The following is a 12310-nucleotide window of genomic DNA, read 5'->3' on the forward strand; positions in this document are numbered from 1 at the left end:
CCTGCGGTGAAGGGCATCCACGCATGGCGTGGATCTACTGGGGATGGCCCTTATCCACGCCATGCGTGGATGGGCCTTGCCGACCAACGGCCGGCATCTGCGCAAAAGAAAACCCGCTGCCTGCGCAGCGGGTTTCCGGTCCTGCTCCCCTTGTGCTGCCGGCCAGCGGCCGGCACTACCCGGTCGTGGTCAGAACTTGTAGTTCACGCCCAGCATGTAGGTGCGGCCCCACTCGATGTATTCCAGCGGGCGGTCCTTGCTGCCGGCGTAGGTGCGGTACGGCTCGTTGGTCAGGTTGCTGCCCTGCAGCAGCAGGGTCAGCCCGCGCAGGCTGCTGCTGTCGCTGAAGGTGTAGCTGACCTGTGCATCGGTCACGTTCTCGCCGACCACGTAACGCAGCGTGCGATTGCCGTTGAAGTTGCCGATCTCACCGATGAAGTCCGAACGGCGGCGCTGGCTCACACGTGCTTCAAAGCCGCTGCGCTCGTAGTAGGCGGTGAAGTTGTACACGCGCCTGGACAGTCCCGGCAGGCTGATCGGGTCGGTGCCCACACTGGAGGCGCTCTCCGGATCCAGGATGGTGATGTCGCTCTTGTTGAAGGTCGCGCTGGCCTGCACGCCGAAGCCGCGCAGGCTGTCGGTCAGCATCTCCAGCGGGAACGACCCGGTCAGCTCCAGCCCCTTCAACGTGCCGCCCTTGCCGTTCTGCGGCGTGGAGAAGGTGCCGGTGGTCAGCACCGGTGCGGTCATTCCCGGCGGTGGCACGTAGTTGCCGAGCAGGCCGCTGAAGTCGTAGTTGTCCACCGATTGCGTGTAGACGTAGCTCTTCAGGTCCTTGTAGAAGATCGCCGCAGCCACGTAGGCCTTCTCGCCGAAGTACTTCTCATAGGACAGATCCAGCGCGGTGGCGCGCCACGGATCCAGCAGCGGATTGCCACCGCTGCCACCGGGGCGGCCGTTGTTGGTATCCACGCCGAATTCCAGGCCGGCACGCATCTGGTCCACGCGCGGGCGCGCGACCTGCTTGGCGGCGGCGAAGCGCAGCGTCTGCTGGTGCGGGAACATGAACACCAGGTTCAAGCTTGGCAGCCAATCCTTGTAGGTCCTGCCGGCAGAGAAGGGCTGGATGTTGCTGCCCGCCGGCTGCGAGCTGTCCCAGTAGCGCGAATCCGAGCTCTGGTCGGTGTGCTGCATCTGCACGCCGATGTTGCCGCGTACGCCGACCACGCCGATGTCGGTGTTGATGTTCAGGCGTGCCCACGCCGTGGTGATCTTCTCCTCGACCGTCCAGGATTTCGGAATCAGGTAGTCCAGGTTGTCGACCGGGTTGAAGGTCATGTAACGACCGACGGCTGCCGGCACATTCCACGACGGGATGTAGCCGATGCCGGCGAAACCGAGGTTGACCGGGCGGTACTGCAGGTCCGGTGCGATGGTGGATTCGCCTTGGGCGCCGAGCAGGATGTTGCCTTCGGCCTGAGCCTTCTGCTTGCGACGGTCGGCATAGTTCACGCCCACGTCCACATCGGAGAACCAGCTGGACATGGCCTCGGGAACCGGCAGCGTGGCCGCCAGCTTGGCGCCCTTCAAGCGGTCTTCGACCTCTGGCACCTTGCCGTAGCCGGAACCATAGATCGTGTTGGTCAGGAACAGGCTGTCCGGATTGGAGTAGTCACGACCCGGCGTGATCTGCGAGAAGCTGTTGTTGTTCACCACCAGGCCGATCGTGTCGAACTGCGGGCGCGGCACCAGCTGCAGGTTGTTTTCCAGATTGATCTCGCGGCGGGTCGCCTTGGAGTAGTTCAGGTCGGCGAGCAGCTTCACGCCACCGACGTTGAACTCGTTGTTCCAGCCGAACGCATCGATCTTGTCCTTCCGCTTGTTGTACATGCCGCGCACCAGCGGGTACGCATTGTTGATCGTGCCACCGGTGAAGCTGCCATCGGCATTGCGACCGACATTGCTGAACACCGGCAGGATCGCGTTGGGATTGTTGCTGTCCTCGCCGTTGCCGCTGAGGCTCAGCTCGAACTGGTTGGCGGTGTCGATCTGCTCGGCTTCGGTATGGAACGCATCGAAGGTGCTGGTCCAGCTGTTGCTGGGGCGGAACTGGATCGTTGCCATCACGCCGTCGCGCTTGTTGTTGCCGGTACGGCGCAGCGCCTTGATGCCATCGGTGAAGTAGGTGCCAGGTGCGATTCCGCGACGCTCGCCCTTGTCGGTGTGTTCGGTGGTCCACGGCTCGTACAGGCCGACCTGGTTCTCCTGGATCGGCATGTCGCTGTGCGCATAACCAATGGCGATGCCCAGGGTGTTGTCGAAGAACTGGTCGATGTAACTGGCGCTGAAACGGTTGCCATACGGATCGATGTTGGCGGCGCGGCCCAGGGAGCTCTTCTGGTAGCGGCCGCTGACCGCGATCACGCGCTCGCCGAAGCTGAGCGGGCGTGCGGTCTGCATGTCGATGGTGCCCGACAGGCCCTGGCCGACCAGCGCCGCGTCCGGGGTCTTGTACACGGTCACGCCGTTGACCAGCTCGGACGGGTACTGGTCGAATTCGACGCCGCGGTTGTCGCCGGTGCTGACCACTTCACGGCCATTGAGCAGGGTGGTGGCGAAGTCGGGCGACAGGCCACGCACACTGATCACCTGCGCACGGCCGGCCACGCGCTGGGCAGCCAGGCCGGGCAGGCGCGAGATGGATTCGGCGATGCTGACGTCGGGCAGTTTGCCGATGTCTTCGGCGGAGATCGCTTCGACCACCGAGGTGGCGTCCTGCTTGATCGCGATTGCGTTCTCGATGCCGCGGCGGATGCCGGTGACCTGCACCGTATCCAGGTTGGTGGCGGCGGTGGCGGCCGGCGTGGTGGTGCTCTGCGTGGACTGTGCCGACGCCAGCGTCGGCGCCAGGACAACGGCCAGCGCGATGCTCAGCGCGCTGCGCTTGTGGTTCAACATTTTCCCCTCCCAGGCAATGTTGCAGATCGATTCGTGAACGTCCCGGAGTGACCGTGGACGTGCGACGCGGTGGCCGCTGTCGTCGCCGCTATGGTAGGCAGCGCGTTCTTCGCGGGAATCACCCTGCATACGTATTCAATGGCGTTTGCAGGGATGTAATCGCTTTCAGGTTCTGTTTGCGGTAGTGCCGGCCGCTGGTCAATCGCGTTCACCGGCTTGCCGGCCAGCGGCCGGCACTACCGGGGCATTCACAGCGGCGTGAAGCGAATGGCCTGCCCACCGCCCGGTGCCAGCACCAGCGTCAGTGCATCGGCGCTGGTCACCTCTCGGGTTTCGCGCGCGAATGCGAAGGGATTGCTGCGGAAATCCGCGCCCTCGCCATCGCGGTAGATCTCGGCGCGATAGCGCACGCCCGGCTCCAGGAAGCCCAGCGACACCGGCAGCACGCGGCCGTGCTCGTCGGTGATGCTGCCGAGGAACCAGTCGCGGCTGTTGCGGTCGCGGCGCACGATCGTCACGTAGTCGCCCACTTCGCCATCGAGCACGCGGCTCTGCTCCCAGTCCACGGCGACGTCTTCGATGAAACGGAATGCCTCGCGATGCTGCAGGTAGTGCTCGGGCAGGTCGGCGGCCATCTGGATCGGGCTGTACAGCACCACGTACAGCGCCAGCTGGCGTGCCAGCGTGCTGGGAATGGCCTGGCCGTGGCGGCCCTTCAGGCTGAGGATGCCGGGGGTGTAATCCATCGGCCCGGCCAGCATGCGGGTGAACACCAGGTTGACCTCATGTTCCGGCGGGTTCGGCGGCTGGCCCCAGGCGTTGTACTCCATGCCACGTGCGCCTTCGCGCGAGATCCAGTTGGGATAGGTGCGGCGCAGGCCGGTGTCCTTGATCGGCTCATGCGGGTTCACCGACAGGTGCCGCCGCGCCGCTTCCTGGACCACCTTCAGGTGGTGGCGCGCCATGAACTGCCCGTCATGCCACTCACGCCACAGCGGGCCGCCCGAGGGATTGCGGCGGTCGACCTGACCGTCGTCGCAGACGTAACCGGTCTTGAACTGGTCCACGCCCAGCCGCGCATACAGGTCCAGCGCGGCGCCCAGCTGGTCCTCGTAGTGCTCGATGGCGCAGCCGGTTTCATGGTGGCCGATCAGGTGCACGCCCTTGTTCTGGCCATACGCCGACAGCGCTTCAATGTCGAAATCGGGCGTGGCACGGGTGAAATCGAAGTCGTAGCCATTGCCCACCCACATGCCGTCCCAGCCCGGATTCCAGCCTTCCACCAGCACGCCACGGAAGCCGTGCGCGGCGGCGAAGTCGATCACCTTCTTCGTCTTCGCGGTGGTGGCCGCATGCTTCGGCCCGGTCGCCCAGCTCTCGTTGTCCAGGTGCATCGACCACCACACCCCCAGGTACTTGGCCGGCTTCACCCAGCTCACATCACCCAGCGCATTGGGTTCGTTGAGGTTGAGGATCAGGTCCGATTCGACCAGGCCGCCGGCACGGTCGGCAATCTGCAGCGTGCGCCACGGCGTGGCGAAGGGCAGGCCGCGGCGCACCTTCCAGCCTTCGGCCGAGGGCGAGAGCTGCGCGCGCAGGCGCTGGCCCTCGGTGCGGCGCAGCCACATGCCGGCGTAGTCGACCAGCGCAGCCTCGTGAATCGCCACGTGCAGGCCATCGCGGCTGCGCAGGGTCATCGGCGTATGCACCAGCGGAACCTCGCGCAGCGGCGTGCGCTGGTACAGGTACTCGTAGTGGATCGGTTCGCCGGCAGGGATCCACCACGCGGTGGAATCCTGCGCGATGGCGAACTCGGTCAGCTCGTCATCGATGATCGCTTCGTGCAGGTTCGGCTGCTCGGGGAACACATAGCGGAAGCCGAGGCCATCGTCGTAGATGCGGAACACCACATCGAGCCGGCGCTTGCTGCCGGTGGTCTCGGCCAGATGCACGGTCAGCTCATTGAAACGGTTGCGGGTAATCCGGCGCTCGCCCCAGGGCTGTTCCCAGCGGTCATCGACGCTGCGTTGCTGTTGGCCGAGCAGGGCGAAATCCCGGTCCAGGTGCCCATCGCGCAAGGCAAAGCCCAGCTTCGAATCTTCCACCACGGTCTCGCCGAAACGCTCGACGCGATAGCGCGCGGTGCCACCGTCCAGCACCAGGCTGACCTTGAGCACCTTTCCCGGTGATTCGACGCTGGCCACCTGCGGCGCGGCCTGCGCCAGCGTGGCCAGGCCCAGCAGAGCCAGACCGAGCAGGTGCGCGAACACCGCGCGTACAGCAGTGGGTGACATCGGCATTTCCCCTCCCAAGGCGCCGTTGGCAGACCCGGACCATAAGCCAGCGCGGCAGGCCCGCTACCGCGCAACGCCATGAATACGTATGCAGCTGGACGCAGCCGACAGCCCCGCGTCTACCATGGGGCCAAGGCACCTTGAGGGAGGGGCCGCGCCCGCCCGCCGACAACGACGGTGCGGACCTACAACGCGTGCAGAGAGGGAGGGAGGCCGACGGGCGAAAGCCGGTCCGCCGCTTCGATGCTGAAGATCATTTGCCTGACCGCTGCCCTGGGGGCAGCGCTGGAATCGACCGCGCAGGCGGCCGACCTGCAATTCGACGGCCGCCATGCGCGCGCCGAAGCCGCTGCCAACGGCAGCTACGTGCTGCATGCGCCGAAGGCTGAGGTGCGTATCGCGCCCATGCCGATGCGCAGCCAGACCGGCAGCGTGATGTTCGATGCACTGTTCGCGCTGGCCCAGCAGGAGATGGACCAGGACCGCGTGGATGCGATCCGCGATCCCGCGTTCGATGAAGGCCGGCCGGTGCCATGCGAGTGCTTCCAGACCGGCGCGCGCTGGCCCTACGTGTGGACCCGCGATGTCAGCTTCGCCGCCGACCTGGCGCTGGCGCGGCTGGACCCGCAGCGCACCCGGCAGTCGCTTCAGTTCAAGCTCTCGGCAGCGCGCGATGGCCATACGCCCGGCCTGTTCGTCGCGCAGGACACCGGTTCCGGCGGCAGCTGGCCGATCAGCAGCGACCGGGTGGTGTGGTTCCTGGCGGCACGCCACCTGCTGGACGATCGCGCGTTTGCCGACCAGGTCTGGCAGGCGCTGCAGGGCACGCTGGCGCAGGACCGCGCGATGGTGTTCGACGCGCAGGTGGGCCTGTACCGTGGTGAGACCTCGTTCCTGGACTGGCGCGAGCAGACCTATCCGGACTGGACCCGCGAGGACGTGCGCTTCATCGGTGATTCCTACGCACTGTCCACCAACGTGCTGCACTACCAGGCACTGCGCCTGGCCGAACGCCTGGCCGGCCAGCACGGCGACGCCCGCGCGGCCGAGTACAAGGCGTGGGCCGATGCGCTGGCACAGCAGATCGATGCACGCTTCTGGCGCGAGGATATCGGCCAGTACATGAGCTACATCGGCGAAGCCGCGCACCCGGTGCCGTACGTCAAGGTCGATCTGCTCGGGCTGTCGCTGGGCATCCTCGCCGAGGTGCTGCCGCCCGAGCGCGCGCGCCGTGCACTGGCTGCCTACCCGATGGGGCCAGCCGGCAGCCCGGTGGTCTGGCCGCAGGAATCGCAGCAACCGATCTACCACAACCGCGCGATCTGGCCGTTTGTCAGCGCGTACTCTCTGCGTGCGGCGCGGCAGCTGGACGATGCGCCGCGCATCGCCGCTGAGATCCGTTCGCTGATGCAGGGCGCGGCGCTGGCCGGTTCCAACATGGAAAACTACGAACTGGTCAGCCAGGCCGTGCATGTCGAGGAAGGTGCGCTGAGCGGCCCGGTGGTCAACTCCGAACGCCAGTTGTGGTCGGTGGCCGGCTACCTGTCGATGGTGCTTGAAGGTGTGTTCGGTGTGCAGGACGATGGCCGCGTGCAGCCCAAGCTGCCGGCCGTGCTGGTGCCGGAGCTGTTCGGCACGCACCCCCGCATCACGCTGGAAGCCAACGGCAGGCGCTATGTGCTGGAGCGCCCGCAGAACGTGGGCGATGGCCTGCTGGTGGCCGGCAGCGCCATCACACGTGGCACGACTACCACGGTGCAGCTGGTCGCCGACCCGGCAGCAACCGTTTTTTCTGCCACGACTGCGGATGCCAACGCACGTGCGCCCGCAACACCGGCGGCACCGCAGGCCCTGCGCAAGGGCACGGGCTGGAACGTTCCGGTGCAAGCCGAGCAGGTTCTGTGGAAGGACGGCAGGGCCCTCGTCGCCAGCAATGGCCCGGTGCACATCAGCGACGATGGCCTGCAGCACTGCCTCAGCCTGACCCTGCGCGAGGGTGCGCTGGAGTCGCTGCACAGCCCGACGCTCTGCGTCGGTCCGCAGCAGGTGCTGAAGGGCGAGGAACGCTGGCAGTTCACCTCGGTCAAGGCCGGGCAGGTGCGCCTGCGCCTGCAGTACCGCAACCCGAACGGGCCGATCAACACCGGCGTCACCGCTGCGGTCAAGCAGCTGGTGCTGCAGTGCCCGGGCCAGCCATTGCAGCGGCATACGGTCACTCTGCCGCACAGCGTGGCGATGCAGGACTCGACCTCGGCGACATTCACGGTGCCCAAGGGGCAATGCACGGTCGCGCTTGAAGAGGGCTTCAACATGAGCGCGCTGCAGCACTTCGCGCACTACACCGGCGGCAAGGGCGGGCGTGATGGTGTGCTCAACCAGGCCCAGGTGCAGGCACTGACGGTGGCGCCGGTGGCGATGGAAGAGGGCGCACGATGAGTCGTCCCGCCAAACCGCAGTTGTCGTTCTGGCAGATCTGGAACATGTGTTTCGGCTTCCTCGGCATCCAGTTCGGATTCGCCCTGCAGAACGCCAACGCCAGCCGCATCTTCGAGACACTGGGCGCGGACATGGACGCGGTGCCCGGGCTGTGGATCGCGGCGCCACTGACTGGCCTGCTGGTGCAGCCGGTGATCGGTTACCTGTCCGATCGCACCTGGACGCGCTGGGGCCGTCGCCGCCCGTTCTTCATGATCGGTGCGGTACTGACTACGCTGGCGCTGCTGGTGATGCCGAATTCGCCGACGCTGTGGATCGCCGCCGGTACCTTGTGGGTGCTGGACGCCTCGATCAACGTGTCGATGGAACCGTTCCGCGCCTTCGTCGGCGATCAGCTGGCGCCGCGCCAGCGTCCGGCCGGCTATGCCATGCAGAGCTTCTTCATCGGTGTGGGCGCCATCGTCGCCAGCTTCCTGCCGTTCATCCTGGCCCACTTCGGTGTTGCCAATACCGCAGCTGCCGGCGAAGTGCCCGATACCGTGCGCTATGCGTTCTACTTCGGCGCGGTGGTGCTGCTGGCGGCGATCACCTGGACGGTGGTCAGCACCCGCGAGTACTCGCCGGCGGAGCTGGCCGGGTTTGACGATGCCGAGCCGCCGGCGCACCACGCAGGGGCTGCGATCAGTGGCCCCGCGCCGTGGGCACAGGTGGCGCTGTGGCTGGGGCTCGGCGTGGTGCTGGCGCTGCTGATCGCCTGGCGGCAGGGCGACAGGATGCTGTATGTGCTGGCAGGACTGTGCGCCGGCTACGGCCTGCTGCTGGCGGCCGCGCGTGCGTTGCCGGCCACGCATATGCTGGCCGCCATCGTCGGCGACCTGCGCGCGATGCCGGTGACCATGCGTCGTTTGGCGTGGGTGCAGTTCTTCTCGTGGTTCGCGCTGTTTGCGATGTGGATCTACACCACCGCCGCGGTGGCGGGTACCCACTTCGGCTCGACCGATCCGCAGTCAGCGGCCTACAACGAGGGCGCCAACTGGGTGGGCGTTCTGTTCGGTGCCTACAACGGCTTCGCTGCGCTGGCCGCGGTACTGATCCCGCCGATGGTGCGTGCGATCGGCCTGCGCTGGAGCCACCTGGTCAACCTGTGGCTGGGCGGCGCCGGCCTGGTCTCGCTGATGTTCATCCGCGACCCGCACTGGCTGCTGCTGTCGATGGTCGGCGTCGGCTTCGCCTGGGCGTCCATTCTTTCGCTGCCCTATGCGCTGCTGTCCGACAGCGTGCCGGCATCGAAGATGGGCGTGTACATGGGCATCTTCAATTTCTTCATCGTGATCCCGCAGCTGGTCGCGGCCAGTGCCCTCGGCTTTGCCCTGCGCGCCTGGCTGGGTGGCCAGCCGATGCATGTGCTGGTGCTGGGCGGCTGCAGCCTGTTCGTCGCCGGCCTGTGCGTGCTGCGGGTTCCGTCCCGTCCGGAGGTGGTGTGATGCGTGGTGCGCTGTCTGTTGCTGTTTCCCTGGTACTGCTGGCCGGCCATGCGGCGGCCGCGCCACGCCCGGACTATGTGGGCACCACTGAGCCGTTCGCCAGCGATGCGGTGTACTTCGTGGTCACCGACCGCTTCGTCAACGGCGACCCGTCCAATGATCATCGCGACCAGGGCGGCACGCACCGCACCTTCGATATCCCGGTGCCGTGCCCGGACAAGGTGGACGGCAACATCGGCTATCTCGGCGGTGACTTCCGCGGCGTGCTCGACAATGCGCAGTACATCCGCAACCTCGGCTTCGGCGCGGTATGGATCACGCCGATCGTTGACAACCCGGACGAGGCGTTCACCGGCAGCAAGCCGATCAGCTGCACCAGTACGCTGACCGATCGCGGCAAAACCGGCTACCACGGCTACTGGGGCATCAACTTCTACAAGCTCGATGAGCACCTGCCCAGCAAGGACCTGGACTTCGCGGGGTTGACCAAGGGCCTGCATGGCGCAGGCCTGAAGGTGGTGCTGGACATCGTCGGCAACCACGGCTCGCCGGCCTGGACCATGCCGACGCGGCAGCCGCAGTTCGGCCAGATCTTCGACAAGGGCGGAACGCTGATCGCCGACCACCAGAACCTGCCACCGCGGAAGCTGGATCCGAAGCACAACCCGCTGCACGCGTTCTACAACAACATCGGTCCGGTCGACGGCAAGAACGGATCGATCTTCGACGGCAACCTTGCCGAGCTGTCCGACTTCAACCAGGACAATCCGGCGGTGATGGATTATCTGGTGGGTGCTTACCTGCAGTGGACCGCGCAGGGCGTGGATGCCTTGCGCATCGACACCATCGGCTGGCTGCCGCACCCGTGGTGGCATGCCTTCGTGAAGCGCATCCGCGCCGAGCATCCGGGCATGTTCATGTTCGGCGAAGCGTTCGACTACAACGCCGCGAGCATCGCCGAACACACCTGGCCGGCCAACGCCAATGTCAGCGTGCTCGACTTCCCGCTGCGCGGCGCACTGGAGCAGACCTTCGGCACCGCCGGAAAGGGCTTCGAGACCCTGGCCGAGCCGCTGCACCTGAGCGGTGGCCCGTACGCCAACCCGTATGAGCTGATGAGCTTCTACGACAACCACGACATGCCGCGCCTGCAGGCCAGCGACAGCGGCTTCATCGATGCGCACAACTGGTTGTTCACCGCACGCGGCATTCCGGTGGTCTATTACGGCTCGGAAACCGGCTTCATGCGTGGTCGTGCCGAGCATGCCGGCAACCGTGCCTACTTCGGCCAGCCGCGTGTGGATGCCGCACCGGAGAGTCCGATCTTCGCGCCGCTGCAGCGTATCGCGCGATTGCGCGAAGCCACGCCGGCGCTGCAGCGTGGCCTGCAGGTGAACGAGCGCCTGCAGGGTGATGAAGCGGTGTTCTTCCGCGTGCTGCAGCAGGGCGACGTGGCGCAGACCGCGCTGGTGCTGCTGAACAAGGGCGACCGGACCAGGACCCTCACCGTGTCGCGTTACGTGCAGGCGGGCCGCTGGCGCGATGCACTGGACGGCGGTTCGTTGCAGGTGGATGCATCCCTGAAGGCCGACGTACCCGCGCACGGCGTGAAGGTCTACGTGCTGGACGCCGCCGTGCAGCAGCCGGCATTGCAGGCCGAGCTGGACAAGGCGATGGCCGACCAGAAGGCGCGGGATCAGCGGCTGGGGCGGTAGTGCCGGCCGCTGGCCGGCAACCCATGAATCCATGGCACCTTCAGGTGCCGGCCAGCGGCCGGCACTACCTGGTTTGCCTGCATCCGGCACAATAGGCGCCCCTCACGCCCCGCCGTACCGCCATGACCGACCTCGCCCCGCAGACCCCGATCGAAACCCTGCTGAAGGCGGCGATGGACGGGGCGGTGCCGATCCGCGCCTTCATGGAGGCCTTCGTCGCCTCCGAAGTGGTGCTGCTGACCGGCAGCCTGGTCACCCCCGACGGCAGCGGCTTCGACCCGCTGCTGTTCGACAAGCAGGGCACCCTGCACGTGGCCGTGTTCACCGACCCGTCGCGGGTGGGCATCTACAGCCAGCAGGCCGAACACCAGATCCGCTGGCTGATGCTGGACGTGCTGCGCCGCGTGCCGGGTGGCTATGGCGTGGTGATCAATCCGGGCACTTCGCTGGGCTTTGAGATTTCGCCGAGCGGCGTCGGCGAGATCCTGAAGGACTTCGCCCAGAGCTGAACCGCCACCGCGCTATATTTGTAAAGTCGAGCCATGCTCGACTGCCTTTCGCACAGTGCCAGATCAGTCGAGCATGGCTCGACTCTACAGAACGCTTCCCCATCGAGGCATTGCCATGGAATTCAGGGTATTACCCGCCGGCGCACCGGGACGGCAGCAGTTGGCCCGGTGGTACCACGCCGAATGGGGCCGCGACGCCGGCCTGTCGCTGGAACAGGAACTGCAGCGGCTGAACACACCTCAGGACGCCGAGGGTTTCCCGCACCTGATCGCCGCCTTCGATGGCGACCAGGTGGTCGGTGCCGTGCAGCTCAAGCGCCGGGAAATGCAGGCCTTCCCGCAGTACGAGCATTGGCTGGGCAGCGTGTTCGTGGCCGATAGTCATCGCGGGCGTGGGCTGGCTGGCGCGCTGGTCGAGCAGGCCGCGGCGCAGGCGGTGCGGATGGGGGTTTCCGAACTGTACCTGCAGACCGAATCCCTGGATGGCGGCCTGTATGCGCGGTTGGGCTGGAAGCCGCTGCAGGAAGCCGACAACCGCAGCCACCGCGTGCTGGTGATGGTGCGCAGGTTGGCCGCATGAGCGCCGCAACGGCCCGGCACTCCCGCTCAGCACTGATCTTCCTGATCGCAGCCATCGTTGCCGCACTGGTCTCCATGCCCCTGCTGCGCGCGGTGGGCATGGTGCTGTGGCCGGTCTTCGTCATTGCCTGGCTGATCAACCTGGGCGCGGCCTGGCATCTGGCCCAGTGGGCGCGCCAGCAGGGCCGTTCGGCGTGGGCATTCGGGTTGCCGGCGGCGCTCGGTACCGTCGCCTCGATCGTGGTCTATGTGCTGCTGGCGTTGCTGGGGCCGAAGGCGACGGTGCGCTGAAGCTTCGCGGTCACCGTGGGCAGTATGCCGAGCATGGCTCGGCA

At 66.5% G+C, this 12310-nt stretch carries 8 protein-coding genes; 6 read left to right on the top strand and 2 right to left on the bottom strand.

Annotation, left to right across the window (positions count from 1 at the left end; all coding sequences use genetic code 11):
- Positions 1–189: 189 nt before the first annotated feature.
- Together ACZK45_RS05225 and ACZK45_RS05230 are read right to left on the bottom strand one after the other, a co-directional pair.
- A complete protein-coding gene (locus ACZK45_RS05225) occupies positions 190–2958 on the bottom strand; it encodes a TonB-dependent receptor (RefSeq protein WP_478445549.1) in 2769 nt (922 codons plus the stop codon).
- 248 nt (positions 2959–3206) lie between these two features.
- Positions 3207–5258, bottom strand: coding sequence for a glycoside hydrolase family 97 protein (locus ACZK45_RS05230; protein ID WP_478445550.1), 2052 nt, complete (start codon positions 5256–5258; stop codon positions 3207–3209).
- A gap of 237 nt (positions 5259–5495) precedes the next feature.
- Between ACZK45_RS05230 and ACZK45_RS05235 the strand changes: the two genes are divergently transcribed.
- From ACZK45_RS05235 to ACZK45_RS05260, 6 genes are all read left to right on the top strand, one after another.
- The gene (locus tag ACZK45_RS05235) at positions 5496–7688 is read left to right on the top strand and encodes a glucosidase family protein (protein ID WP_478445551.1); all 2193 of its coding nucleotides are present in this window, start codon (positions 5496–5498) and stop codon (positions 7686–7688) included.
- Positions 7685–9172, top strand: a complete 1488-nt coding sequence (locus ACZK45_RS05240; protein WP_293794709.1) for an MFS transporter — start codon at positions 7685–7687, stop codon at positions 9170–9172. The genes ACZK45_RS05235 and ACZK45_RS05240 overlap by 4 nt, the downstream gene beginning before the upstream one ends.
- Positions 9172–10887 (top strand): alpha-amylase family glycosyl hydrolase, encoded by a 1716-nt coding sequence (locus ACZK45_RS05245; protein WP_478445552.1) that lies wholly within the window; start codon positions 9172–9174, stop codon positions 10885–10887. The genes ACZK45_RS05240 and ACZK45_RS05245 overlap by 1 nt, the downstream gene beginning before the upstream one ends.
- A 122-nt stretch (positions 10888–11009) precedes the next feature.
- On the top strand, positions 11010–11396 hold the full coding sequence (locus ACZK45_RS05250; protein ID WP_032129588.1) for an SseB family protein: 387 nt from the start codon (positions 11010–11012) through the stop codon (positions 11394–11396).
- Positions 11397–11511: 115 nt separating this feature from the next.
- The gene (locus ACZK45_RS05255) at positions 11512–11976 is read left to right on the top strand and encodes a GNAT family N-acetyltransferase (protein ID WP_317217222.1); all 465 of its coding nucleotides are present in this window, start codon (positions 11512–11514) and stop codon (positions 11974–11976) included.
- Positions 11973–12266, top strand: coding sequence for a hypothetical protein (locus ACZK45_RS05260; protein ID WP_336685778.1), 294 nt, complete (start codon positions 11973–11975; stop codon positions 12264–12266). The genes ACZK45_RS05255 and ACZK45_RS05260 overlap by 4 nt, the downstream gene beginning before the upstream one ends.
- Positions 12267–12310: the final 44 nt, after the last annotated feature.

Source organism: Stenotrophomonas sp. 63632_Sma, from assembly GCF_056482875.1.